Source organism: Rhodanobacter sp. KK11, from assembly GCF_033345435.1.
Classification (GTDB): Bacteria; Pseudomonadota; Gammaproteobacteria; order Xanthomonadales; family Rhodanobacteraceae; genus Rhodanobacter.
The window spans coordinates 722,478-748,363 of sequence record NZ_JAWPMI010000001.1 but is presented as its reverse complement, the minus strand read 5'-3'; the positions used below and the strand labels follow the sequence as shown (position 1 = coordinate 748,363).

Genomic DNA, 25,886 nt, shown 5'->3' with positions numbered 1-25,886 from the left:
GATTCAGCCGTCGAGCAGCGCGGCGTAGCCTGCGCGTGCGTCCGGCCACTGCGGTGCCCAGCCGCTGGCACGCAGCCTCGCGTTGCTCAACCGCTTGCTGCCCACGCCCGGCGGCGCCGCGCCCTCGGCCGGCAGCGGCGCATCGACCAGGGCGGCGAGAAAGTCGTACAGCTCGTCGAGCGGCATCGGCGTGTCGTCCACGCCGAGGTACAGCGACCGCGGCGATTCCAGGCCCAGCAGGTGCACGATCGCCGTGGCGGCATCGTCGACGTGGATCCGGTTGGCCCAGTGCGGTGTCTCGCGCGGCACGCGCAGCTGCCCCGCACGCAGTCGCTCGATCAGTTGCAGCCGGCCCGGCCCGTACAGCCCGGCCAATCGCAACACGGTCGATCGCAGGGCTTGCTCGGCCAGCCACTGCTCGGCCTCCAGCAGCACCGCGCCGTTGAAGCCCGACGGGTTGACCGGTGTCGCCTCATCGACCCAGTCGCCGTCGTGCTCGCCGTACACGGCGCTGGAGGACACCAGCACCACCTGCTTCAGCCTGCCGGTATCGAGCGCATCGAGCAGATGGCGCAGGCCGTCGACGAAGATCGCGCGATACGCCGCCTTGTCGCGTGTCGCCGGGGCCGGCAGGTAGACCAGCCGCTCGATGCCCGCCGGCAGCCCGTGCAGGCTGGCCGGATCGGTCAGGTCGCCGCGCAGCCAGTGCATGCCCTGTCTGCCGCGCGCCGGCGGCTGACGCCGCAGTGCCCAGACCTCGTCGCCGCGCGCACGCAGGCGTTGCGCCGCGCGTTCCCCCAGATCGCCGCATCCGGCCAACAGGATACGTTCGCCCACTACCATCCTCCCGTTGCTCTGCCCAGGCGCATCTGCCCTGCTAGCATCTGGCCATGAACCCATCGTCCAACCTGTTTCTCATCGGCCCCACCGGTGCCGGCAAGACCTCGATCGGCCGACGGCTTGCTGCGCATTATGGCCTGAGCTTCGTCGATCTCGACCAGGAGATCGAGCAGCACTGCGGCGTGGACGTGAACACGGTGTTCGAGATCGAGGGCGAGGCCGGCTTCCGCCAGCGCGAAAGCGCGCTGCTGGACGAATGCAGCCGGCGCTCCGACGTGCTGCTGGCCACCGGCGCCGGCGCGGTGCTGGCCGAAGCCAACCGCAGGCAGCTGGGCGAGCGCGGTTACGTGGTGTGGCTGCAGGCCACCATCGAGCAGCAACTGGAGCGGCTGGAGCGCGACCAACGCCGCCCGCTGCTGGCCGTGCCCGATCGTCACGCACGGCTGCAGGCGATGGCGCAGGCGCGCGAACCGCTCTACCGCGAACTGGCCGATCTTGCGGTGCCCGGCGAACGCGGCAGCGTCGCCGCCGCCAGCGAGCGCTGCATCGCGCTGATCGACCTCCATTGGCAGCGCTCCGGCGCGCGGCCCAGGCAGACCGCATGAACGTTCCCGCAGCGCAGACCATCACCGTCGCCCTCGGCCAGCGCAGCTATCCGGTGTGGATCGGCGCCGGCCTGCTCGCCGACCACGCGCGCTGGCGCGCCATGCTGCGCGGCCGGCACGCATTGGTGGTCAGCAACACCACGGTGGCGCCGCTGTACCTGCCGCGCATCGAGAGGGGGTTGGCCGGACTGCACTGGTCGTCGTTCCTGCTCGACGACGGCGAGGCGCACAAGACCTTCGCCAACGTCGGCCGCGCGCTGGAGGCACTGGGCCAGCTCGGCGCCACCCGCGACGCCTGCGTGATCGCGCTGGGCGGCGGCGTGGTCGGCGACCTGGCCGGTTTCAGCGCGGCATGCTGGATGCGCGGCATCGACTTCATCCAGATGCCGACCACGCTGCTGGCGATGGTCGACTCCTCGGTCGGCGGCAAGACCGGGGTCAACCTGCCGGTCGGCAAGAACCTCGCCGGCGCGTTCCACCAGCCGCGCGCGGTGCTCGCCGACATCGACACCCTGGCCAGCTTGCCCGGGCGCGAATACCGCGCCGGCCTGGCCGAGGTGATCAAGGGCGCGGCGATCGGCGACGAACCTTTCTTTGCCTGGCTGGAACGACACGCCGACGCGCTGGCCGTGCGCGACCCTGCCGCCGTGCTCGAAGCGATTGCGCGCAAGGTTCAGTACAAGGCCGGCGTGGTCGCCCGCGACGAAACCGAGCAGGGCGAACGCGCCCTGCTCAACTTCGGCCATACGTTCGGCCATGCGCTGGAGACCGCCGGCCACTACACCACCCTGCTGCACGGCGAAGGCGTGGCGGTCGGGATGCTGCTCGCTGCACGGTTGTCCGAACGCCTGGACATGAGCGAAGCGGCCGCTACCGCCCGCCTGCAGCGCCTGCTGGAAGCCGTCGGCCTGCCCGTGGCGATCCCGTCCGGCATGGATCCGCAGCAGCTGTTGGCGCTGATGCGGCTGGACAAGAAGAACGCCGCCGGCATGCTGCGGCTGATCCTGTGGCGCGGCATCGGGCGGGCCGAGATCGTCGGCGGGGTGGACGAGGCCGCCGTGCTGGCCGTGCTGCAAGCCGCGGGATGAACCATCGGGTGTGACGACATGGCCCAGACCGCGCCGCGGGTGTACCTGCGCAAATCCTATAAACTGTGTCGTCCGGCTACGCGCCCGTTCGTGCTGTACCCCTGGAACCCATGCGCCTCTATCTGCAAACCGTGCCCGGCAGTACCGACGCACCCCGCTACGTCCAGATCACGCTGGAGCAGGACCTGCTCGGCGGCTGGACGCTGTACCGTGAATCCGGTACCCAGGGCGGCCGCGCCACGATGAAGCGCGAGCAGTTCCTGGAACGCGACGAGGCGGTCGCCGCCTTCGAGAAAGCCCGCGACGCCCAGCTCAAGCGCGGTTTCCGCCTGATGTTTGCCCAGGGGCTGGAAGGCCCGTACGGACGCTGATTGAAATGACCGAAGTGCTGAAGAACGACCGCTTCCTGCGCGCACTGCGCCGCGAGCCCACCGACACCACGCCGATCTGGGTGATGCGCCAGGCCGGCCGCTACCTGCCCGAATATCGCGCCACCCGCGCACGCGCCGGCAGCTTCATGGGCCTGGCGCAGAACCCCGAGTTCGCCTGCGAAGTGACCCTGCAGCCGCTGGAGCGCTTCGAGTTGGACGCGGCGATCCTGTTCTCCGACATCCTCACCATCCCCGACGCGATGGGCCTTGGCCTGTCGTTCGCCCACGGCGAGGGCCCGCAGTTCGCGCGCCCCGTGCGCAATGCCGCTGACGTCGCGAAACTCGCCGTGCCCGACATGGACGGCGAACTGCGCTACGTGATGGACGCGGTGCGGCTGATCCGCAAGGAACTGCACGGCCGCGTGCCGCTGATCGGTTTCTCCGGCAGCCCGTGGACGCTGGCCTGCTACATGGTCGAAGGCCGCGGCTCGCGCGATTTCGCCACACTGAAGTCGATGTGCTGGAACGACCCGCAGCTCGCCCACCAGTTGCTCGACACGCTGGCGCAGTCCGTCGCCGCCTACCTGATCGCCCAGGCCGCCGCCGGCGCGCAGGCGCTGATGATCTTCGACACCTGGGGCGGCCTGCTCGGCCCTGCCCCGTTCCGCGAATTCTCGCTGCGCTACATGGCGCAAATCGTCGCCGCACTGAAGGCCGACATGCACGCACGCGAGCTGCCGGTGATCCTGTTCTCCAAGGGTGCCGGCGCGCACCTGGCCGAGATGGCCGACACCGGCTGCGCCGCCCTCGGCGTCGACTGGACCATGGACCTGGCTGACGCCCGCCGCGCGGTCGCCGGCAAGGTCGCCCTGCAGGGCAACCTTGATCCGGCCGTAATGCGCGCCAACCCCGAGGTGATCCGCCGCGAGGCCCGCGCCGTGCTCGACAGTTACGGCAACCACCCCGGCCACGTGTTCAATCTCGGCCACGGCATCACCCCGGAAGTCGACCCGGAAAACGTGAAGGCCCTGGTGGATGAAGTGCACGCTTACGGACGCATGCTGCGCGGCGCCTGACAAGAGCGCGTCGCGCGCACGTTGTACCGGGAAATGGCCGCTGCAGGGCCGCCATCGGCGTCGACAGCGTGCCCGCAGGCACGCCCGGGTCAATCAGTCAGCTGATTCCACAGAAAGGTGTACGCCAACGCATTCATGTAAGCGGCCTGCCGGTTGTTGGCCGAGCCGCCGTGGCCGCCCTCGGTGTTCTCGTAGTAGCGCACGTTTTTTCCGGCGGCCAGCATTCTGGCCATCATCTTTCGCGCGTGGGCGGGATGGACGCGGTCGTCGCGGGTGGAGGTGGTGAACAGGGTCGGCGGGTAGTCCTTGCCCGGGTCGAACAGGTGATAAGGGGAGAAGGTCTTGATGTAGTCCCATTCCGCCGGCTGGTCCGGGTCACCGTACTCGGCCATCCACGACGCGCCGGCCAGCAGCTTGTGGTAGCGCCGCATGTCCAGCAGGGGCACCTGCACCACCACCGCGCCGAACAGCTGCGGGTACTGGGTCAGCATGTTGCCCATCAGCAGGCCGCCGTTGCTGCCGCCCTGGATGCCGAGATGCCTGGGCGAGGTGATCCTGCGCGCCACCAGATCCTGCGCGACGGCGGCGAAATCTTCGTATGCCTTGTGCCGGTTGGCCTTCAATGCGGCCTGGTGCCAGCGCGGGCCGTACTCGCCGCCACCGCGGATATTGGCCATCACGTAGGCGCCGCCTTTCTCCAGCCAGCCTCTGCCGACGGCGCCGGAGTACCTGGGCAGGCGCGAGACGCCGAAGCCGCCGTAGCCGGTCATCAGCGTCGGGGTGCTGCCATCGAACGCCAGATCCTTCGCGCGAACCACGAAGTACGGCACCTGGGTGCCGTCTTTCGAGGTGGCGAAATGCTGCTCGACGATGGCCCTGGTATCGTCAAAGAATGCCGGCGTGGCCTTGAGCACTTCCGGCGGGCGACCGACCTCGACCAGCGACAGGGTCGTGGGTGTCAGGAAACCGGTGGTGGTCATCCACACTGCCGTGCTGTCGGTGCTGTCCACCGCCTCGACGGAAACATGGTCCATCGCCGGCGCCCCGGCAAACGCGGTCTCGGTCCAGCCATCCTTGCCGGGGGTGAGCACGCTGAGCCGGCTCCTGACGTCTTCGAGCACGTTGAGGATCAGTTGCGAGCGGGTCCAGGTGATCTCGCTCAGGGAAGCGCGGTCGGTCGGCTCGAACAACACGTCGAACTGGCGTTTGCCGGCCATGAAGTCGTCGAACTTCGTGGCGAGCAGCGTGCCGGCGGCATGGGTCTTGCCATCCACCTGCCACGGTTCGCGCAGCTGGATGGTCAGCCATTCGCGATGCACCAGCTTGGTGGCCGTATCGGGGGCGTCGACCTTGCGCAAGGCATCACCTTGGCGCAGGTACAGTGCCGTGTCGCGGCTGGTGAGGTAGTGCAGGATGAAATCGCGCACGAAACCCGGGGTATGGTCGCGCCGGGCATACAGGCCATAGCCGATGTTGTCGGCCGGACCTTCGAACACGGTGGTGGCCGACGCCATCGGCGTGCCGCGCTTCCACTGCTTGACGAAGCGCGAATAGCCGGCCTTGTTGGACGAGCCCGGGCCGAAGTCGGTGATCACGTAGACCGTGTCGATGTCGATCCAGCTCAGCCTTCCCTTGGCCTGCGGACGGAAGAAACCGTCCTGCACGAAGGTCTTGCTGGTCAGATCGAACTCGCGCGTGACCTCGGCATCGGAACCGCCCGGTGAAAGGCCGATCAGGCAGCGGCGGTATTCCGGCGCCAGGCACTCCACCCGCTTCCACACCCACGCCGTGCCTTCGGCCTTGTTCAAGGCATCCAGGTCGAGCACGGTTTCCCACTGCGGCTTGTCCTTGCGGAACTCCTCCAGCGTGGTGCGACGCCACAGGCCGCGCACGTGTTGCGCGTCCTTCCAGAAATTGTAGTAATGCCCGCCGATCTTGCTGACGGTCGGAATCTTCACGTCCGAATCCAGCACGGCGAGGATCTGCGCCTGCAACTGCTCGAACGCCGGCGTGGAAGCCAGCTCGGCCTGCGTGGCGGCATTGCGGGCCTTGACCCATGCCAGCGCCTGCTCGCCCTCGACACTTTCCAGCCACGCATGGGGATCAGCTGCGTCGACCGGCTGCCGCGCATGCACGGCGCCCGTCGCGATGGCGATGCCGCCGACGGCACCGAGGATGACGGCTCGAACGGACCTGGAAACAGAGCGCATGAAGCCTCCCGCGTGTGAATTCCGACAAACTCGAAGATGGCACATCCGCGCAAGGCGCGGCTCGAACCCGTTCCGGTGAACGGACAGTCACCCGCCGTGACGGGCGGCTGTCCGAGCATGTTCAAAATCACGCTCCTGCCGACCCGTGCCGCATTCCCGTCCGGGTAACGCGGCGCGGGCTCGGCACCGGAGCGGATCAGAACTTCTGGGTGTAACGCACGTACAGGAAACGCCCCTGGTCGAAGCCGCCGTAGTACGGCGAGCCCGAGGAGGGGAACGAGTACATGATCGGGCCCTGCTTCTTGAAGACGTTGTTGACGCCGGCCGTGACCCGCGCGTTCCACGGCGTCTCGTAGCGCAGCTGCACGTCGTGGAACGTGGTGGCGCCCACCTTGCGGCGACGGGAGAGCTGGCTTTCCGGAGTACCGTCGGCCCGCAGCACGCCGGTCGGCGCCCACACGATCTCGTTGCACTCCAGGTGCGGTTCGGTGACCGGCGGCACGCCGACCGGGCTCGGAGTGAAGAACACGCAGTTCTCGCGCATCGAGGAGAAGTAGCGGGTCGTGAAGGTGGCGCCGAAGCGGCCCTTCTCCCAACCGACATTGAGGTTGGAGCGCAGGCGGAAGTCCGCACCCCAGCCAATACGCGACAGCGGCAGCTGCGGCTGGTTCGAACTGGTATTCAGGTCGTGCACCACGTAGGTCGAGCTGGACTGGACGCGGAAATCGCCCAGGTTGCCGGCGTTGTAACGGTAGGACAGATCCAGGTCGTAGCCTTCCACGTCGCGGAAGCCGGCGTTGGTGCCGCCGAAGTACATGCTGGTCACCGTGCCGGTGGCCGGATCACGGGCGAAACCGTTGCCCGGGCGCATGCCGCAGCGATCAGCCAGTCCGAGCACGTAGCAGTCCTCGAGCATGGCCTTGGGCGTGTCGCCGACGATGATGTCGGTGATGCGGATGTTCCACTTGTCCACCGCCACGTTGAAGCCCTCCAGGAAGGACGGGCTCCACACCACACCCAGCGTTCTGGAGCGCGAGGACTCCGGATCCAACGACGGATTGGAGCCGGAGTAGAACGGCGTGGGCGCGTTGGAGTTGGGTGAAGTGACCGGCAGGCCCGCCGAGTTGAGCTGACGGAAGGTGTCCGCCGCCGCGCCCAGGTCGCGACGGCAGTTAGCGCGCGTGGTGGCGTTGGTCGCCGAACTGCCGTACACGACATCGCAAGGGTCGGTGAACACCGAGGCGGTTTCCGAGGTGCCGGCGAACATGTCCGAGATCGTCGGCGCACGGAAGCCGTCGGCGAAGGTGGCGCGCAACAGCAGCGTGTCGAGCGGCTTCCACTTCACGCCGAACTTGTGGTTGCTGGTGCTGCCGAAGGTGTCGTAGTCCGAGTAGCGCGTGGCCAGGTTGAGCGTCAACTCCCTGGCAAACGGCAGATCGGCCAGCACCGGGACCTGGAATTCGGCGTAGAGCTCTCTTACCGAGTATTCGCCGCGGGTCGGATTGTCGCCCTGGTTGGTGGACAACCCGGACACCGACATCGCATCGGGAATGAACGACCCGCGTTCCTTGCGTTGCTCGGCACCGACCGCAAAGCCCAGCTCACCGGCGGGCAGCCGCAGCACGCTGCCGGACAGGTTGGCAGCCAGCACCGAAGTGGCGGTCATGCCGCGATCCTGCTCGACGTGGAACAGATAGTCCTGCAGCGGCTTGTTGCCGGTCAGCCCGCCCTCGGCGACGGTGCCGTAGGGGACGAACGGGCTCCACGGCACGCAGCCGGCGATCGGCTTGGCCGCGGTACCGCAGACCAGCTTGCCGCTGGCGTCGCGGAACGACGGACCGACGGCGGCGGCGATACGGTCCAGACCCATGTCCGAACCGCTGGACATGTCGAGGTTGTTCTTGTTGTAGACGTAGGACACGTCCCAGTCGAACCAGCGCTCGCCGACCTCGAAATGGCCTTCCAGAGCGGTGGCGAAACGCAGGGTGCTCAGATCGTTGCGCGTCTCGCGCGGCACTTCCTGGGTACGGCGCCACCAGTTGGTGATGTCCGCGCCGGTGGGATTGAAGTAGCTGTCTTTCGATACCGCGATGCCGTAGGTGTTGCCCTGCAGCGGACGCCCGGCCGTGATGCGCGTGCTGGAGCGCCTGGTGTACAGCAGGTTGGTCGACAGGCTCAGGTTCTCGCTGAGGTTCAGGCGGCCATCGGCGTACATCGAGTGCCAGTCGCGCGGGATCAGCGTGTCGGCCAGTTCCTGCGAGTTGTGCTTGCCGGCGGTCGAGCCCGGCGTACAGGTGCCCGGGCCCGGGTTGGCCAACGAGGCCGGCGTGCAGCGGCCGGTGTCTGTGTTCTGGTTGATGTAGTCGGCGCGATTGCGCGGGTCGCCGCCCGGACGCAGCATCACGCGGGTATTGCCGGCGTAGACGACGTTCGGCAGCGCATCGGCCGGGCGACTGACGAAACCACCCTGGTCGCTGTTGGTGCTCCAGTCGCGCTCCGGATGCAGGTACGAGCGCGGGTAGCGGCTCCACGGGCGATCGGCGGCGGCGACGCGGTCCTCCTGCGCCAGCTCGGCAGCCAGGGTCAGCGAGCCGCGCTCGCTCTTGAAACCGGTAACGAACTCGACTTTCTTGACCGCGCCGTCGCCTTCGTCGTACTGGCCGTAATAGGCGCTGATGGAACTGCCGTCGAAATTGCTGCGGGTGATGATGTTGACGACGCCGGCGATCGCGTCGGAGCCGTAGGTCGACGAGGCGCCGTCCTTGAGCACTTCGATGCTTTCCACCGCCGCAGCGGGAATCAGCGACAGGTCGGCGCGGCCGTTGATGCCCACGCCCATGCGCTTGCCGTTGATCAGGACCAGGGTGCGCTCGGCGCCCAGGTCGCGCAGGCTGATGTAGGTGCCGCCGGCGTTCGGGCCGGAGCTGCTGGGGCTGGCGCGGCTGAGCGGCGGATTGCCGGTGGCGGTGATGTTCTGGAGGATGTCGCCGATGCTCTGGAAACCCTGCTTCTCGATGTCGTTGCGGGTGATGATCTGGATCGGCTGCGCGGTCTCGATGTCCGCCTGGCGGATACGTGAGCCGGTGACCTGGACGCCATCCAGGTAGGTCACGTCCGACTTGGCGGCTTGCGCTGGAGCCGCGCTCTGCGCCTGCGGGCCTGCCAGGGCGACGGATGGCACCCCCGCACCAATGATCAGCGCAACGGAAATGGCTTCGAACAGCTTCGTGGTCTTGCGTCGCATACTCCCCTCCAGTTGTGTTTTCAATGACTTGCAGGGCCTTGGTGGCGATGCCACAGAGGCGGGGATTCGTCGTCCCGAGCAAATGTATACAATTATACAAGGTAAATGTATACAAGTATTCCGAACGAAGGGCTTCGTGGAGAAGCGACTTCGCGGGGTGTTTCGTCAAGCGGGGTGACGTGGGTTCTCCGCGGGTCCTGCCAGACCGATGTCTCGGGCGAGCTCGACACCGGGACGCCAAGGGCACTCCGGTGGTGACGAGGCCGCCCTGCCGCCGCCCTCGTCACTTCATGCGTCGAACGCCTCGCGTGCGCCCGTCACGCTTCCCCGGGCACACTCAGCTCGCTGGCTGCCCCACCACGGCGCGCACGTCCACGACGTACAGCTGACGCTGGTGCTCGTGCACCGAATCGATGCAGACCTTCGTGCCGCATCGGCTCCAGCGCGGATGCAGGTCGCAACGGTTGATCTTGCCCAGCGCCGGGTCGGTGTAGAAACGGCCGATGTCGATACGCTGCCCGGTCTGCGTGTCGAACAGGATCAGCAGGCGGTGGTCCTCATCGTCCGGGTAGGTGTCGGACAGGATCCAGCGCTTGTCCGGCGAGTAGGTCATGTGCCCGTTCTCGGTGAGCACGCCGCGCCCGACCACCTCGACCTGCCCGCTGCGTTCGTCGTAGAGGTGGTAGTTGGCTTGGGCCTGATGCGGACCCCAGACCATCACGTGGCCATCGTCGCGCCAGGTCGGGTGCGACAACTGCCAGATCGCCTTCTCGTAGTCGAAGATGCCGCTCGGCGGTGCGCCCAGCGGCGGCAGCGGATGGTCGCCGCATTCCAGCAAGCGCAGGTCGCTGCCGTCGGCATTGACGGTGAACAGCCGGTGCAGCCAGCGCGTCTCGTCGTCGACGCACTCGGTCCAGCGATGCAGGAACAGGAAGCGTGCCGAGCCCGGCGCGATCTCCAGGTGCGTCACCCAATGGAATGCCCGCTCCATCGATGCGACCGGCTGCAGCTGGCGCAGCTGTGCCATCGTCACGATGAGCGAGTGCTTGCCGGTAGCCAGGTCCATGCGGCGAATGCCCTCGTCGGCCGGGGCCAGCGGCAACGGCTGGCGCGGCGTGTGAGGGAAGTAGCCGATGGTCGGATGCGCCAGTTGCAGGCGGTCATAGTCGATGCACAGCGCGTACTCGCCGCTGGGCGCGACCACGTACACGGGCAGCGGCAGCGTGCGCGTGGCGCCGGTATCCAGATCCACGATGGTCGAACCGAAATCCGCGTAAGTGTCCTTGGCGGCGAAGCTGCGGGTGTTGAAAATCACGCTGGATGGCGTGTTCTCAAGCCACTGCAACTGGCAGCCCATCTGGAAGTTCCAGGTGGTGGTTTCGCCGATGGCGTGGAAACGTTCGCCATCGGCCATGTCGAAATAGCCGACCTGCGCGGCGAAGTGCGGGCCCAGCTCGCCCTGCATGACGTTCACGCGATTGGCCAGCATGCGGCGGCCGTCGGCGCTCCATACCGGCTTGTTGTAGTAGCCGAAGAAGTGATGCGCGCTGCCGTCGCCGACCCGCGATACCGGGCATGTCACCGTGCGCGCGGATTCCGCCGTTACCGGCATGGTGTTGTCGTGTTGCAATGCTCTTGCTCCGTTGATGCCGTCGTTGATCAGGGTGGCGGTTGCCCAGGGTGGCCGGCTGGCGGATCGCCGGCGATGTCCTTCAGCAGGACGTCCCAGAAGTCGAGTTCACGCGCGAAGGAATCGAGCCGGACGCGCTCGTCGATGCCGTGGGCCCGGTCATCGTCCGGACGCACCTGCACCAGGCTGCCCACGCCGTAGGTGGGAATGCCGGCAAGGCGGAAATAGCGGCCGTCGGTGCCGCCCGATGACATCTGCGGCGTGAGCGTGGCTCCGCGATAGTTCGCGTCGACCGCCTTGCGGACCGCAGCGAACAAGCCGGGGTGGATCGGCGACGCCGGGCTGGAGGCGCGCGCCGCGTCGATGCTGACCCGTGCATTTGCCGGGGCGACCGCCGCGGCCAGCGTGTCGCGCACCGACTCCGGCGACACGCCGGGAAAGATCCGGCAATGCACCGTGAGGCTGACGTTCTGCGGCAGCGCGTTGCGTGCATTGCCGCCCTCCACCATCGTCGGCACGCAAGTCGTCCACAGCACATGGGCGTCCTCCGGCGACTGCTCCACGACCGCGCGCGCCGCGGCGTCCCCGGGATGGTCGAGCAAGGTCTGGAACGCCTTGCCCAACGCGCCGCCGCGCTTGGCCGCCAATTCGGCCACCATCGCCCGGTTGATGTCGTTGAACTGCACCGGAAAGCGCAGCTCGCGCAGCGCCTGGAGCGCGGCGGCCATGTCGTAGAGCGCATTGTCCGGGCGCGGCACCGAGCTGTGGCCGCCGCTGTTGCGCGTCTCCACCTTGTAGCTCACGGAGGTCTTTTCCGCCGCCTGGATGAAGAAGGCCTTGTTCGAGCCATCCGCACTCATGTCGCCCGTGCCCGAATCCGCGTTCAGCGCAAACTCGGCGCCTTTGATCCAGGGGTGCCGCGTCAGCAGCTGCGTGGTCCGGCTGCCCGATTCCTCGTCACCGGAAAGCGCCAGCACCAGATCCCGCGAAGGCTTCCAGCCGGCGCGCTTGAGGCGGATGAAGCTGGTCGTGACCAAGGCGACCTGGGCCTTGTTGTCGACGCTGCCGCGGCCGTACAGGTAGCCGTCCTTCTCGACCGGCACGAACGGATCGACGCTCCAGTTGGACGCCACCGCGCCAACCACGTCCATGTGGCCGAGTATCGCCACCGGCAAGCGGGGAGAGCCCGCTGGGCCGCGATAGCGCACGACCAGCGCGGCGGTGGTGTCGCCATCGCTTTGCGATGGGATGATCTGGATATCGTCAGCGGCAAAGCCGGCGTCGCGGAAGCGCTGCGCCAGCGCAGCCGCGAGCACCGGCACCTGGCCGTTGCCCTTGACCGTGGGGATGCGGATCAACTGCTCGATCACCTCACGCGCCAGGGCACGATCGGCCTCCGTCGGCGCGCCGACCGGTGGAGCTGCGGACGACGCCCATGCGGCGGGCATGACGGCGGCCAGTGCCGTGGCCAGCGCCCACCGTTTCACGCGACGGGGCGCGAGGGCGCGGATCATCTTGCCGCTGCCTCGTCGGCCAATCGCATCGCGATCATGGCGCGCGCGCGCTCGAGCACGGTGTCGGTCGCACCGAACCAGTCGGTCGGCGCCGGCTCGACGACGATGTCGGGGCGGATGCCGGCGGTGTCGTAACGCTCACCGGTTTTCTGGAACGAGGCCATGGTCGAGAGATTCACGCCGAGCTTGCTGTGCGGCAGCGGAAACACCACGCTCTGCCCGCTGCGGCCCATCGTCGGCGTGCCCAGCGTGATGACGTTGCGCCAGCCCTTGAACGCCGAAGCGAAGATATCGCCGGCGCTGCCCATGCCCCAGTCGACCAGCATGTACACCGGCTTGCCATAGTACGGCTTGTCCGCACGCGGACGCTGGGTCATGAAGTACCAGTCGGTGAACTTGTCCGCCGGCGGATTCCAGACCGGGCGGAAGGTCTTGGCAAACTCGCGGTAAGCCTCGGCCTCGTTCGCCGGATTGGCCGGGTTGGGCGCGTACAGGAAACGCTTGGCGTCGTCATCGAACACCGCCAACGGGCCGAAGTCGGGGTCGTTCTCGGGCAGGCGCAGCTTGACCACATTGAAGATGTACGGCTTGTCGTCGGCCTTCATCAGGTACGGGAACAGCGAATTGAGCACGCGACGCGCACCGCCGCCGCTCATGCGCGCGTCGATGATCAGCGCGTCGGTGTTGCGGAATTCGGCCATGGTCTGGTCGACTGTGGCGATGAACCGCTTGGCCTTGTCGCCCATGTGCGCGGGTACGCGCAGGTAGCCGACATTGCCTTCCAGCAGGCGGCTTTCGTCGGGCAGACGGAACGTGCTCAGCTCGCGCTTCACCGGTGCCGCGGAGACGGGAACCGTCATGCGGGTGGACTCGCGCCCATTCTCCGACACCATTTCCAGCACGGCGTCGGGTTTGATCGGCAGGCCCATTTCGCCACGCAGGTAGTCGACGAAGGGCAGCAGGCCATAGCCCTTCGACTCGCGCGCGGCGGTCGAACTGTAAGGCCCCTGGGCGATGTCGCCGGCCACCCGCACCCATTCGTCGATCAGCACACCGTCGATCGAGCGCACGTACGGGAAATCCTTGTTGACGAAGCCAGCCGGAGCCAGGGTGAAAATGAAATAGCGCGTGTCGGACTTGCCGAACTGGAACGGCAGGCTGCCCTGCGGAATGCGCTTGGTCCAGTCGACCACCTGCGCATGATCGTCGCCGAACAGGCGCACGAACTTGTTGACCTGGGTCGACAGACCGTTGACCGAAACCTTTGCCGGCAACCGCGTCTTGATCTGCTCGATCATGTCGCGATAGGGAAAGGTGGTCGACCAGATATAGGAACTGTTGCCCGCGATGGCATCGCCCAAGGCATCCAGATCCTCCATCGCCTGCTTGCGGGTGATGAAGGTGTCGCCGGTCCTGGCGCCCAGGTCATTGCGGCTCAGGTCGTGCATCTTGAACTGCGACACCACCATCGGGCTGTGCGCCGCCAGCGCCGTACCGGCAGTGGCGACAGCCAGCAAGGTGGCCGTCAGCACCCCCAGCGAGCCCCGGGTGATCCTCCGCAGCATGGAACAACTCATCGCGTCAACTCCTCCTGGGCACGGCCAGGAACGTGGCGGACTGCCCGCCGGATCAAAACAAACCATGCTTCGCCAGCTGTGCGCGATACGACTCGCGCGCGTTGGCGACGTGTTCCCGGGCCGCCCTGGCGGCGCCCGCCGAATCGCCGGCGCGGATCGCATCGATGATCTGGCCGTGTTCGTGGACGATGTGGCCGGAGCGGTCGTCCAGTGCGCGGATGCACTGGCGATACCGCTCCAGCCGCAACATCAATTGCTGCAGCAAGCCCGCCGCCACCTCGTTGCCGGAGTTCTCCCGCATGTACTCGTGGAAATCCAGGCCTGCCCCAAGCAGTACGCCGGTATCACCGATCGTGGCCAGCGCGCTCATGCGCTGGTTGAGCTTCTCCAGTCCGTCGATGGACACCTCGCCGGCGGCTATGCGTTCGGACACCTGGAAGGTGATCAGGCCTTCCAGTTCTTCGCGCGTGCGCGAGAGCTGAAACATGTCGGCGCCCGACAACGGCGGAATCTCGATCGAGCGGCTGCGTTGGCGTCGGATCAGGCCGATCGCGCTGGCGAAGTTGAGTGCCTCGCGAAGCGGCGTGCGGCTGACACCGAAGATCGCGGCCAATTCGTTTTCCGTGATCGAGACGCCGTGCACCTGCTCCGGCTGTGCGATCCAGCTCGACAGCCGCGACACCAGTGAAACGGACTGATCCTTGGGACCTTTGTCGAGCATGGTGAACCCTCCTTCGTTCAATGACTGATGATTTTCGAGAGAAAGCGCTGTGCGCGCTCCGAGCATTGCGCAGTGCCACCGAAGAACGTGTCGCGGTGGCAGTCGTCGACGATGCGGCCTTCGTCCATGAAGATGACCCGGTCGGCCACCTTGCTGGCAAAACCCATTTCGTGCGTGACGCACACCATGGTCATCCCTTCGGCGGCCAGTTCGGTCATCACTTCAAGCACTTCGTTGACCATTTCCGGGTCGAGCGCCGAGGTCGGCTCGTCGAAAAGCATGCACGCCGGGTCCATGCACAGCGCTCGCGCGATCGCCACCCGCTGCTGCTGGCCGCCCGACAACTGGCCCGGATGCTTCGCCTCGAAACTGGCCAGGCCGACGCGCTTCAGGTAGCCCACCGCGCGCGCGTGCGCCTCCTCGCGCGAGCGCTTGAGCACCTTGACCTGGGCGAACACGAGGTTCTGCAGCACGGTCATGTGCGGAAACAACTCGAAGTGCTGGAACACCATGCCCACGCGGGCGCGGATCGCGCTCAGCTTCGAGGCGGGCGCCGGTATCACGTCGTCGCCGATGACGATGCGGCCCTTCTGGATCGGCTCCAGCGCGTTGATGCACTTGACGAGGGTGGACTTGCCCGAGCCCGACGGCCCGCACACCACCACCACTTCACCGGCCGCGATGCGGGTGCTGCAGTCGTGCAGGACCTGCGTCTGACCGTACCACTTGGACACGTTCTCGATGCTGATCATGTCGCCACTTTCCTGTGCGTCCGGGCCTCGACGAATTTCGATGCGGCGAAGCAGAGGATGAAATAGACCGCGCCGGCGAACAGGTACAGCTCGATCAGGCGGCTGTCACGCTGCCCTATCCTGGTTGCCGCGCCGAGGAAGTCGCTGACGCTGATCACGTAGACCAGCGAGGTGTCCTGGAAAATGATGATCGACTTGGTCAGGATCAGCGGCATCATCGTGCGCACTGCCTGCGGCAGGATGACGTAGCGCATGGTCTGCGCGCGGGTCAGGCCCAGCGCCAGCGATGCGCTGGTCTGGTCCCGCCGAACGCTGAGGATGCCGGCACGGATCACCTCGCAGAAGTACGCCGCCTCGAACAGCACATATGCGATGAACGCCGAGTACATCGGGCCGATCGGCGTATGCACGCCGCGCACCGCCTCGACGACCATCGGCACCAGCAGGTAGCACCAGAAGATCGCCAGGACCAGCGGAATCGAGCGGAAGATGCTGACGTAGGCCGCAGCGAACGACGACACCAGCACGTTCGAGGAAAGGCGCATCAGCGCCAGTCCCGTTCCCAGCACCAGTCCGCCGAGCAGCGACACCGCCAGCAGCGCGATCGAGAAACCCATGCCCTGCAACAGGAACGGAAGTGCCGCGGGCAGGACGCTCCAGTCCAGCGAGAGGTTCATCGGCCACCTCCGGATTCGCCAGGAATCGTCAGGCGCCGCTCCAGCCGGCCCATCAGGCGCGACACGGTCTGCGCGACAAGGAAATACAGCAGTGTCGCGACGATGAAGGCCTCGAAGATGTGCCCGGTGAACTCGCCCACCTGGCGACTCTGCGCCGTGAGCTCGAGCAGGCCGATGGTCAGCACGACCGCCGTGTTCTTGAACACATTGAGAAACTCGGAGGTGAGCGGCGGGATGATCACGCGCAACGCCATCGGCAGGATCACGTAGCGGTAGACCTGATGCCGCTTCAGCCCCAGCGCCAAGGCCGCGCTGAACTGATCCTTCGGCTGCGCCTCGATGCCGGCGCGGACCTGTTCGCAGACCCGGGCGGCGGTGAACAGGCCCAGACAGAGCACGGCCGTCATCGTCTGCACGAGCACCGGATGGGCCGCATTGATTGCGTTCTGCAGCGACAGCGGCAGGAACGCCGGCACGATGTAGTACCAGAAGAAAAGCTGCACCAACAGCGGGATGTTGCGGAATACCTCGACGTAGATGCCGACGGCGGTGCGCGCCGGGCGGAACGGCACGGTGCGTGCGATGCCGAGCAGGACGCCCAGCGCCAGGGCGAGCACCCACGCCAGCATGGCAATCAGCACGGTCAGCGCCAGTCCCGAAAGCAGCCATTCCCAATAGCGGTCCACGGTGTTGATCGTGAGCTGCCTGAATACGCTCCAGTCCCAGTGGTAGTTCATGACGCCACCTCTGCCTGGGCACGGGCGGGCATCGTTGCGGAGAGGCCGTTCATTGCAGCGGGAGATCGTTGGGGTGGGCGAACAGCGCGCTCAACTTGGGGTCGAGCGGCACCTGCAGGTTCACTTCGCGCGGCGGGATCGGCGCCTGGAACCAGCGCGCGTAGAGCCTGCGCATGTCGCCGTCGCGCATCATCCGCTGGATGGCGCGATCGGCCACCGCCTTGAACTCGGCGTCCCCTTTGCGCATGGCGCAGGCATAGACCTCCTCGGTCATCGGCGTGCCGACGACGTGCCAGTCATCGGGCCGCTTCGCCTTGGAGATCTCGCCATACAGGATGGCCGCGTCGCTCATGAAGGCCATCGCCTTGCCGAATTCCAGCGCCACGAAGGCATCACCGTGGTCGCGCGCCGCGATGATGCGTATGCCGAGCTTGCGCTGTGCATTGATCCTGCGAAGAACGATTTCCGACGTCGTGCCCGCCGACACCACGACATTGCGCCCCGCCAGATCGTCGAGGTCGTGGATGCCGCTGCCCTTGCGAGTCAGGAAACGCGTGCCGGAGATGAAATAGTTCGTGGAGAATCCCACCTGGCGCCCACGCACCTGGTTGTTCGTGGTGGTGCCGCACTCCAGGTCGATGGTGTTGTTGATCAGCAGGGGAATGCGGGTCTGCGATGTGACCGGGACCAGCTTCAAGGTGAGGCCGGACATGCCGAGCTCCCGCTGCACTTCGCGCGCGATCGCCACCGAGATGTCGTGGGCGTAGCCCACCACCTGCTGCTGGTCGTCAAAATAGGAAAACGGAATGCTGTTTTCGCGATGCCCCAGCGTGATGACCCCGCTTCGCTGGATCTTTTCCAGCGTGGTCCGGCGGCCAGCGCTGTCGTCCGGCTTGGCGCTGCCAAAGCGCAGGGTGGCCACGGCAATGACCAAGACCAGTGCCCCCAGCAAGGCCAGCCTCACGCCCGGTCGACTCATCCCGCGCACTCCGTGTCCATGGCGGCAGCCCCGGCCCCGGCGCCGTCAACGCAGATCGCGGAACGGCGAATTCCTTTGCTGGCGTTGTTATGGGGCAAGGACTATCGTCTCCTCAAGGCGGACAGCCAGTCGCGCAGACAGCACTCCGGGTCAGTTCGCTCACCGCAGTCATCGTATTGTATACAATAATACTGGCATACAATACGCCGCTTAGCTACCCGGTTCATCCGGCGCCGACCGATCCAGGACGTCCGTTGCGAGGAAAGCCATCTCGCGCCAAGATGCGCGGTCGAGGCATGCGCCTTCCCACCCCGTCAAGCCTTGCGCCCATGTAGCCGGCTTCGACTGCGTAGGGATCAGCCCACAGAGGCTTCGCGCACTGCCTGGCCAGAGATCCCGCGAGGTCCATCCCGCCGGCTCACAGCAAGTCGACGCTGGCCACATGACTCCGGCCATCCGGCATACGCCGCGCACGCGTCACGCCGCAGTCCCGGCCCGCGCCCACATCGTCGCACCCGGCTCCGCTCCATTGCCGCCGCAGTGACCGCGCTTTTGGCGCCCCTCTCCGCTCCCGTACAATGGCGGTCTTGCCCATTCTGAACCGCGCGCCCGTTGCGCGTGATCGAGCGTATCCGATGGAAAAAAGTTTCGAGCCTGCCCAGATCGAATCGACGTGGTACGAGCGCTGGGAAGCCAGCGGCGCGTTCAAGCCGTCGGGTCAGGGCGAGCCGTATTGCATCCTGCTGCCGCCGCCGAACGTCACCGGCACGCTGCACATGGGGCATGCGTTCCAGCAGACGGTGATGGACATGCTGGTGCGTTACCAGCGCATGCGCGGCATGAATACGCTGTGGCAGGTCGGCACCGACCACGCCGGTATCGCCACGCAGAAGATCGTGGAGAACCAGCTGGCGGCCGAGCAGAAGAGCCGGCACGATCTGGGCCGCGACGCCTTCGTCGAACGCGTATGGAAATGGAAGGAAGAGTCCGGCTCCACCATCACCAACCAGATGCGCCGCATCGGCGCCGCCGCGGACTGGTCGCGCGAACGCTTCACCATGGACGAGGGTCTCTCGGCCGCGGTGCGCAAGGTGTTCATCGACTGGTATCGTGCCGGGCTGATCTATCGCGGCAACCGGCTGGTGAACTGGGACCCGCTGCTGGGCACTGCGGTGTCCGATCTGGAAGTGAACAACGTCGAGCGCGACGGCCACCTGTGGTCGATCCGCTACCCGGTCATCGGCAGCGACGAGAGCGTGGTCGTGGCTACCACCCGTCCGGAGACGATGCTGGGCGACGTTGCTGTGGCGGTGCATCCGGAAGACGGGCGCTACGCGCATCTGGTCGGCAACACGCTGAAGCTGCCGTTGACCGGTCGTGAGATTCCGGTGATCGCCGACGACTACGTCGACAAGGACTTCGGCACCGGTTGCGTGAAGATCACCCCGGCGCACGACTTCAACGACTACGCGATCGGCCAGCGGCACAACCTGGCGCCGATCAACATCTTCACGCTCGACGCCAAGGTCAACGAGAACGCGCCGGAAAGATACCGCGGCATGGACCGCTACGAGGCGCGCAAGGCCGTGCTGGCCGATCTCGAGGCGCTTGGCCTTCTGGTCGAGACGAAGTCGCACAAGCTGCAGGTGCCGGTGAGCCAGCGCTCGGACGCGGTGATCGAGCCGATGCTGACCGATCAGTGGTTCGTCGACCTGACCTCGGACGTCCAGAAGGATGGACGTCCCGGCGGCCGCAAGGCGATCACCGAGCCGGCACTCGATGCCGTGCGCTCCGGCGAGATCAAGTTCGTGCCGGAGAACTGGAGCACCACCTACACGCAGTGGCTGGACAACATCCAGGACTGGTGCATCAGCCGCCAGCTGTGGTGGGGCCATCGCATTCCGGCGTGGTACGACGAGGCGGGCAACATCTTCGTCGGCGAGGACGAGGCCGACGCGCGCGCCCACGCCAGTGTCGCGCCGGTGGGCGCGTTGCGCCAGGACGAGGACGTGCTCGACACCTGGTTCTCCTCGGCACTGTGGCCGTTCTCCACGCTGGGCTGGCCGGCCGACGGCCCGGTGAAGAACGAGCGCGGCGAAGTCGTGGCGAACTGGGAGCACGACCAGGTCTTCCTGCCCAGCGCGGTGCTGGTCACCGGTTTCGACATCATCTTCTTCTGGGTCGCGCGCATGGTGATGGCGACCAAGTACTTCACCGGCCGCGCGCCGTTCCGCGAGGTGTACATCAACGCCATCGTGCGCGACGCCGAAGGCCAGAAAATGTCCAAGTCCAAGGGCAACACGCTGGACCCGCTGGACCTGATCGACGGCATCGAACTGGAGCCGCTGGTGGAAAAATCCACCCGCTCGCTGTTGATCCCGCAGGTACGCGAGAAGGTGGAAAAGCGCATCCGCAAGGAATACCCCGAAGGTATCAAGGCGATCGGCACCGACGCACTGCGCTTCACCTTCGCCGCACTGGCCAGCTACAGCCGCACCATCAACTTCGACCTGAAGCGCGCCGAGGGCTACAAGGCGTTCTGCAACAAGCTGTGGAACGCGGCACGCTTCGTGCTGATGAACCTGCCCGAGAGCGAGATCGCCGCGCCGGCCGGCGCGCCGGCGACCGAAGCCGAGCGCTGGATCCTCACCCGCCTCAAGCAGACACTGGGCGAAGTGGAGCAGCATTTCGTCAGCTACCGCTTCGACCTGCTGGCGCAGGCGTTGTACGAATTTGTCTGGAACGAATATTGCGACTGGTTCCTGGAGCTGGCCAAACCGGCCTTGAACGGTGACGACGCCGCAGCCGCCGCTTCGACCCGGCACACCTTGCTGGTGGTGCTGGAGTCGGTGCTGCGCGCGCTGCATCCGATCATCCCGTTCATCACCGAGGAAATCTGGCAGTCGGTGGCGCCGAAACTTGGCCTGACCGAAGACAGCCTGATGCAGCGGCCTTGGCCGCGTGCCGACCAGACCGTTGCCGACGATGCGGCCACGGCCGAGATCGAGTGGTTCAAGCACGTGCTCTCCGGCATCCGCCGGATCCGCTCGGAGATGAACATCTCGCCCGGCAAGACGATACCGCTGCTGCTGGCCGACGGTGACACCGTCGACCGTGACCGGGTGGCGAAGTTCGCTGCCCAGATCGCCTTCCTCGCCCACACCGAGACACCGCAATGGATCGCGGCCGGCGCCGACGAACCGGCGGCGGCCGCCGCCGTGGTCGGCACGCTGCGCGTGCTGATCCCGCTCGCCGGGCTGATCGACCTCGACGCCGAGAAGGCACGCCTGGCCAAGGAGATCGCCCGCATCGAGAGCGAGATCAGGAAGTGCGAAGGCAAGCTCGGCAACGCCAGCTTCGTGGCGAACGCGCCGGCCGAGGTGGTGGCGCAGGAACGCCAGCGCGTCGTGGACTGGAACACCACGCTGGGCGCACTGCGCGAACAGGCGGGCAAGCTACCGCAGTGAACCGCGGGGCGGGATGAGGTTCTTCGAAGAGCCAGAGCCCTTGCCTACTTCTCGATATGGCCTTCGGCCATATCGAGCGCCATCACGATCGCATCCTCGCGACCGTGGCGTGCGGGGTAATAGCGCGGGCGGCGGCCGATCTCGCGAAAACCCATCGACTCGTACAGCGTCCTGGCCAGCGGATTCGACGGACGCACCTCGAGGAACACCCGTTCGGCACCGTTCCAGCGCGCGACGTCCAGCAGGCGGCCCAGCAGGTGCCGGCCCAGCCCGCGGCCGCGCCAGTCCGGGCCGATGCACAGGTTCAGCACGTGCGCTTCGCCGGCGCCCGTCGACAGGATGCCGTAGCCGGCGACCGCCTCGCCCACGCACAGCACCCAGCACGGGTGCCCGGCTTTCAGGCAGTCGCCGAAAATGCCCGGCGACCACGGGAACTCGTAGGAGGCGTTTTCCAGCGCGCTGACCATATCCAGGTCCTCGACGCGCATGCTGCGCACCTGGATCGCCGGCTTGATCACCGCGACCATGGCGCTCAGCCGTCCGCGGCTGCCAGTGCGCGGCGCACGCTGCGCAGCGCGTTCCACAGCCGCCGCTTGGCACCGGCACTGGTCAGCACCAGCGCCGGCTCGTCGGCCAGCACGATCTGCGCCCGGTGCACTACCGCTGCCGGCAGCGCGCGGCCCAACGCATGCGCCTGCGCTTCGCCGAACACCAGGTAGGCCCGCGCCTCGGGCACGCCAGCGGCCAGCTGACCACCATCCACCGTGACCCGCGCGGCGCGCGCCAGCGAGGCGCCGCACGCAGCCAGGGCGCGGCCGATCAGGTCGAGCTCACGCGCACTGCAGCCCTGCGGCAGCACCACCACGCAGGCCGCGTCCGCCGCCTCGGCAGCGAATGCGGCGGGTTCCGGCTCGGCTGCCTTCGCGGGCACGGCCGGCGCCACCCGGCGCTGCCACGGCGTCACGCCCAGCGCGCGCAACACGCGGGCGCGATGCCCGGCGTCGACAAACTGGCGCGCCGGAGCGTTCATGCCGCATTGCGCCGCGCCCGGCGCCGATGCGTGGCCAGGCCCCAGATCGTCCACACCGGGCCAGACAACAGGTAGATCGTGAAGCCGGCGAACAGCACGCGCGGCGTGTCCAGGATCAGCAGGGCCAGCAGCAGCACCGCGACCACCATCCACACGAACGGCACCCGCTGGCGGTCGCCCATCGGCAGCGACTTGAAACTGAAATAGCGGAAACGGCTGACCATCAGCAGGCCGACCACCACCGCCAGCACGGCCGTGACGAAACTGAAGTCGCTGCCGGCCAGGCCGAACTTGTCCACGCTCCACACGAACGACATGCACACCGCCGCCGCGGCCGGGCTGGCCAGCCCCTGGAAATAACGCTTGTCGGCCACGCCGACCTGGGTGTTGAAGCGCGCCAGCCGCAACGCGGCGCAGGCGGCGTAGATGAAGGCGGCGGCCCAGCCCAGCTTGCCCCACAGCGGGCCGAAATCGCGCAGCGTCGACAGCGACCACGTATACATCACCAGCGCCGGCGCCAGACCGAAGCTGACCAGGTCGGACAACGAGTCGTACTGCACGCCGAATTCGCTCTGGGTACCGGTCATGCGCGCCACGCGGCCGTCCATGCCGTCCAGCAGCGCGGCGATGAACACCGCGACCGCCGCCTCGGTGTAGCGACCGCCGATGCTGGCGATGATCGCGTAGAAACCCGCGAACATCGCCCCCGTGGTGAACAGGTTCGGCAGCAGGTAGATGCCCCGGTGACGGGGCCGGCGGACGGGCAATGGCTCGCTCATGGATCAATCCGTGACGGGATGCGCGCAGTGTAAACCATCGGCTGCTTGAGTCCGGCACGTCGGAGTGTTAACAAGGTGAACCGAAATCTTCCTGCGGAATGGAGAACACCATGCACCGTTCGCTGATCGCCGTGGCGCTGCTGTTGCTGGCCCCGCTGGCCGCCGCCCAGGTCTACAAGTGGACGGATGCCGGCGGCACCGTGCACTACTCCGAAGCGCCGCCGGCACAGGGCACGAAGTACGTGAAGGTGACCACCACCGGCAGGGTGGAGCCGCTGGTCGCGCCGGCGCCCAGCGTAGCGGCGGAAAACCGCGAAACCGCGGCGGCCGAACCGGCCCAACCGATGGCCGACACGCCCGAAAACCGCGGCAAGCTGTGCGAGTCGCTGAAGTCCAACCTCGCCGCCCTGCAGGGCAGCGGCCCGGTGGTGATGCAGCAGAACGGCAAGGCCGTCGCGCTCGACGACGCCCAGCGCAAGCAGCAGGTTGCCTCGGCACAGGCGCAATACGACCAGTTCTGCCAGCAAGGCCGGTAAGCCGTCGCGATAGCGCAGGCATGCGCCGGATGATGCCGGCCATGCTCGGCGACGACGCCGGCAGGCCGCTACACTAGGCGTCTTTACCACGCCGGAACCACCCGCATGCGCCTCAGCCAATTCCACCTGGCCACCGTCAAGGAAGTGCCCGCCGACGCCGAGATCGCCAGCCACCGCCTGATGCTGCGCGCCGGCATGATCCGCAAGCTCGCCGCCGGTCTGTACACCTGGAGCCCGCTGGGGCTGCGCGTGCTGCGCAAGGTGGAAAACGTGGTGCGCCAGGAAATGGATCGCGCCGGCGCGATCGAAATGCTGATGCCCACGATCCAGCCCCGGGAACTGTGGGAGGAAACCGGCCGCTGGGAGAAATTCGGCGGCCAGCTGCTGAAAATCCGGGACCGCAAGGAACAGGAATTCTGTTACGCGCCCACCGCGGAGGAAGTGATTACCGACTACGCGCGCAACGAGCTGAACAGCTACAAGCAGCTGCCGGTGAATTTCTACCAGATCCAGACCAAGTTCCGCGACGAGATCCGTCCGCGCTTCGGCGTGATGCGCGCGCGCGAATTCCTGATGAAGGACGCTTATTCCTTCCACCTCGGCCAGGAGTCGCTGGCACAAACCTACCAGGCGATGTACGACGCCTATGCGCGCATTTTCACCCGGCTCGGCCTGAAGTTCCGCGCAGTGCAGGCCGACACCGGCGCCATCGGCGGCAATGCCAGCCACGAATTCCAGGTGCTGGCCGATTCGGGCGAGGACGCCATCGCGTTTTCCGACGCTTCCGATTACGCGGCCAATGTCGAAAAAGCCGAAGCGCTGGCGCCGACGGCTGCCCGTCCTGTCCCGGCCGCCACCTTGCAGCGCGTGGACACGCCGCGACAGAAAACCATCGCCGAGGTCAGCGCCTTCCTCAAGGTATCGCCTGCGCAATGCGTGAAGACCCTCATGGTGCGCGGCAAGGACGGCCTGGTGGCGCTGTGCCTGCGCGGCGACCATGAACTCAACGAGGTCAAGGCCGGCAAGCTGGCCGAACTGCCGGATGAATTCGCGCTCGCCGGCGAAGCGGACATCCTCGCCGCCACCGGTGCCCGTCCGGGCTCCATCGGGCCGGTCGGCCTGCCCGCCTCGATCCCGCTGATCGTGGACCGCAGCGCCGCGGTGCTGGCCGACTTCGTCTGCGGCGGCAACCAGGACGACACCCACTACACCGGCGCCAACTGGGAGCGCGACGCGCGCATCACCCGCGTCGAGGACCTGCGCCAGGTGGTCGAGGGCGACCCCTCGCCGGACGGCAAGGGCACGCTGCACCTGGCCCGCGGCATCGAGGTGGGCCACGTGTTCCAGCTCGGTGGAAAATACGCCGAGGCGCTGGGTGCCACCGTGCTCGACGATCAGGGCAAGGCCCAGGTGATGCTGATGGGCTGTTACGGCATCGGCATCAGCCGCATCGTGGCGGCCGCCATCGAACAGTGCCACGACGAGGCCGGCATCCTGTGGCCTGAGGCGATGGCGCCATGGCGGGTGGCCGTGTGCGTGATCAACCCGAAGCACTCGCCCGAGGTCGCCGCGGCCGGCGAAGCGCTGTACCAGGCGTTGCTGCAGCGCGGCGTCGAGGCGGTGCTGGACGACCGCGGCCTGCGCGCCGGCAGCATGTTCGCCGACATGGAGCTGATCGGCATTCCGCACCGTGTGGTGGTCAGCGAACGCGGCCTGGCCGCCGGCACGCTGGAATACCGGGCCCGCGGGGACAGCGAAAACCGCTCGCTGAACGAGGACGAATTGTTTGCCTTGCTCGACTGAGCCGGCCAAATCCGCATTAACCGAAACGGCCGCCGAGTGCGGCCGTTTTTTTTCGCATGCCGTACCGAAATCGCCGACCGGAGCTAATTCGGAGTACCGCGCCATTAATCATTCTTAATGTGAAACCATCGTTCACGCGCGGCGTCGCGCTTTACAGGAATTCTGCATATCGGCGAGAATGTGCATCACGACAACCGCCATCGCGTCCGGCGTTGTCGCCGATAATCGCCAGACCATCGCCAGAACCTTT

Annotated in this window: 21 protein-coding genes; 7 read left to right on the top strand and 14 right to left on the bottom strand. The window is 66.8% G+C overall.

Features of this window, described 5'->3' with window-relative positions; all coding sequences use genetic code 11:
* Positions 1–3: 3 nt before the first annotated feature.
* Positions 4–837: an SDR family oxidoreductase gene (locus R5H19_RS03195; protein ID WP_318157524.1), complete on the bottom strand. Its 834-nt coding sequence runs from the start codon at positions 835–837 to the stop codon at positions 4–6.
* 53 nt (positions 838–890) lie between these two features.
* On the opposite strand from R5H19_RS03195, the gene R5H19_RS03190 reads away from it, so the two are divergent.
* The 4 genes from R5H19_RS03190 to hemE all read left to right on the top strand — a co-directional run bounded on the left by R5H19_RS03190 (position 891) and on the right by hemE (position 3,980).
* Positions 891–1,445 (top strand): shikimate kinase, encoded by a 555-nt coding sequence (locus R5H19_RS03190; RefSeq protein WP_318157523.1) that lies wholly within the window; start codon positions 891–893, stop codon positions 1,443–1,445.
* Complete coding sequence (aroB, locus tag R5H19_RS03185) at positions 1,442–2,533, top strand: 3-dehydroquinate synthase (protein WP_318157522.1); 1,092 nt, start codon at positions 1,442–1,444, stop codon at positions 2,531–2,533. The genes R5H19_RS03190 and aroB overlap by 4 nt, the downstream gene beginning before the upstream one ends.
* Positions 2,534–2,643: 110 nt before the next feature.
* Positions 2,644–2,904 (top strand): WGR domain-containing protein, encoded by a 261-nt coding sequence (locus tag R5H19_RS03180; RefSeq protein WP_056387319.1) that lies wholly within the window; start codon positions 2,644–2,646, stop codon positions 2,902–2,904.
* A gap of 5 nt (positions 2,905–2,909) precedes the next feature.
* Positions 2,910–3,980 carry a uroporphyrinogen decarboxylase gene (hemE, locus tag R5H19_RS03175; RefSeq protein ID WP_318157521.1) on the top strand — a complete coding sequence of 357 codons (1,071 nt, stop codon included), beginning with the start codon at positions 2,910–2,912 and terminating at the stop codon, positions 3,978–3,980.
* 89 nt (positions 3,981–4,069) lie between these two features.
* Here the strand turns inward: hemE and R5H19_RS03170 are convergent, their stop codons facing one another.
* From R5H19_RS03170 to R5H19_RS03125, 10 genes are all read right to left on the bottom strand, one after another.
* The gene (locus tag R5H19_RS03170) at positions 4,070–6,190 is read right to left on the bottom strand and encodes a prolyl oligopeptidase family serine peptidase (RefSeq protein ID WP_318157520.1); all 2,121 of its coding nucleotides are present in this window, start codon (positions 6,188–6,190) and stop codon (positions 4,070–4,072) included.
* A gap of 196 nt (positions 6,191–6,386) precedes the next feature.
* Positions 6,387–9,434: a TonB-dependent receptor gene (locus R5H19_RS03165; RefSeq protein WP_318157519.1), complete on the bottom strand. Its 3,048-nt coding sequence runs from the start codon at positions 9,432–9,434 to the stop codon at positions 6,387–6,389.
* Positions 9,435–9,771: 337 nt separating this feature from the next.
* Positions 9,772–11,064, bottom strand: a complete 1,293-nt coding sequence (locus tag R5H19_RS03160; protein ID WP_318157518.1) for a hypothetical protein — start codon at positions 11,062–11,064, stop codon at positions 9,772–9,774.
* Positions 11,065–11,093: 29 nt separating this feature from the next.
* Positions 11,094–12,578, bottom strand: a complete 1,485-nt coding sequence (locus tag R5H19_RS03155) for a M20/M25/M40 family metallo-hydrolase (protein WP_318157517.1) — start codon at positions 12,576–12,578, stop codon at positions 11,094–11,096.
* A complete protein-coding gene (locus tag R5H19_RS03150) occupies positions 12,575–14,155 on the bottom strand; it encodes a S41 family peptidase (protein ID WP_318157516.1) in 1,581 nt (526 codons plus the stop codon). Before R5H19_RS03150 ends, R5H19_RS03155 begins: the two co-directional genes overlap by 4 nt.
* Before the next feature lie 52 nt (positions 14,156–14,207).
* Positions 14,208–14,942 (bottom strand): GntR family transcriptional regulator, encoded by a 735-nt coding sequence (locus R5H19_RS03145; RefSeq protein WP_318157515.1) that lies wholly within the window; start codon positions 14,940–14,942, stop codon positions 14,208–14,210.
* Positions 14,894–15,628 carry an amino acid ABC transporter ATP-binding protein gene (locus R5H19_RS03140; RefSeq protein WP_318157514.1) on the bottom strand — a complete coding sequence of 245 codons (735 nt, stop codon included), beginning with the start codon at positions 15,626–15,628 and terminating at the stop codon, positions 14,894–14,896. Before R5H19_RS03140 ends, R5H19_RS03145 begins: the two co-directional genes overlap by 49 nt.
* A complete protein-coding gene (locus R5H19_RS03135; protein WP_318157513.1) occupies positions 15,625–16,305 on the bottom strand; it encodes an ABC transporter permease subunit in 681 nt (226 codons plus the stop codon). Before R5H19_RS03135 ends, R5H19_RS03140 begins: the two co-directional genes overlap by 4 nt.
* On the bottom strand, positions 16,302–17,042 hold the full coding sequence (locus tag R5H19_RS03130; protein WP_318157512.1) for an amino acid ABC transporter permease: 741 nt from the start codon (positions 17,040–17,042) through the stop codon (positions 16,302–16,304). Before R5H19_RS03130 ends, R5H19_RS03135 begins: the two co-directional genes overlap by 4 nt.
* 49 nt (positions 17,043–17,091) lie before the next feature.
* Entirely contained in the window at positions 17,092–18,021 is a 930-nt protein-coding gene (locus R5H19_RS03125) for a transporter substrate-binding domain-containing protein (RefSeq protein ID WP_318157511.1), read from the bottom strand.
* 635 nt (positions 18,022–18,656) lie between these two features.
* On the opposite strand from R5H19_RS03125, the gene R5H19_RS03120 reads away from it, so the two are divergent.
* The gene (locus tag R5H19_RS03120) at positions 18,657–21,488 is read left to right on the top strand and encodes a valine--tRNA ligase (protein ID WP_318157510.1); all 2,832 of its coding nucleotides are present in this window, start codon (positions 18,657–18,659) and stop codon (positions 21,486–21,488) included.
* 44 nt (positions 21,489–21,532) lie between these two features.
* Here the strand turns inward: R5H19_RS03120 and rimI are convergent, their stop codons facing one another.
* The 3 genes from rimI to R5H19_RS03105 are packed head-to-tail and all read right to left on the bottom strand — an operon-like array spanning position 21,533 to position 23,297.
* Positions 21,533–22,015 carry a ribosomal protein S18-alanine N-acetyltransferase gene (rimI, locus tag R5H19_RS03115; RefSeq protein WP_318157509.1) on the bottom strand — a complete coding sequence of 161 codons (483 nt, stop codon included), beginning with the start codon at positions 22,013–22,015 and terminating at the stop codon, positions 21,533–21,535.
* Between the two features lie 5 nt (positions 22,016–22,020).
* A complete protein-coding gene (locus R5H19_RS03110) occupies positions 22,021–22,518 on the bottom strand; it encodes a hypothetical protein (RefSeq protein ID WP_318157508.1) in 498 nt (165 codons plus the stop codon).
* Complete coding sequence (locus tag R5H19_RS03105; protein ID WP_318157507.1) at positions 22,515–23,297, bottom strand: phosphatidylcholine/phosphatidylserine synthase; 783 nt, start codon at positions 23,295–23,297, stop codon at positions 22,515–22,517. Before R5H19_RS03105 ends, R5H19_RS03110 begins: the two co-directional genes overlap by 4 nt.
* A gap of 110 nt (positions 23,298–23,407) precedes the next feature.
* Between R5H19_RS03105 and R5H19_RS03100 the strand changes: the two genes are divergently transcribed.
* Complete coding sequence (locus R5H19_RS03100; RefSeq protein ID WP_318157506.1) at positions 23,408–23,833, top strand: DUF4124 domain-containing protein; 426 nt, start codon at positions 23,408–23,410, stop codon at positions 23,831–23,833.
* 105 nt (positions 23,834–23,938) lie between these two features.
* The gene (locus R5H19_RS03095; RefSeq protein WP_318157505.1) at positions 23,939–25,636 is read left to right on the top strand and encodes a proline--tRNA ligase; all 1,698 of its coding nucleotides are present in this window, start codon (positions 23,939–23,941) and stop codon (positions 25,634–25,636) included.
* The last annotated feature ends 250 nt before the right edge of the window (positions 25,637–25,886 follow it).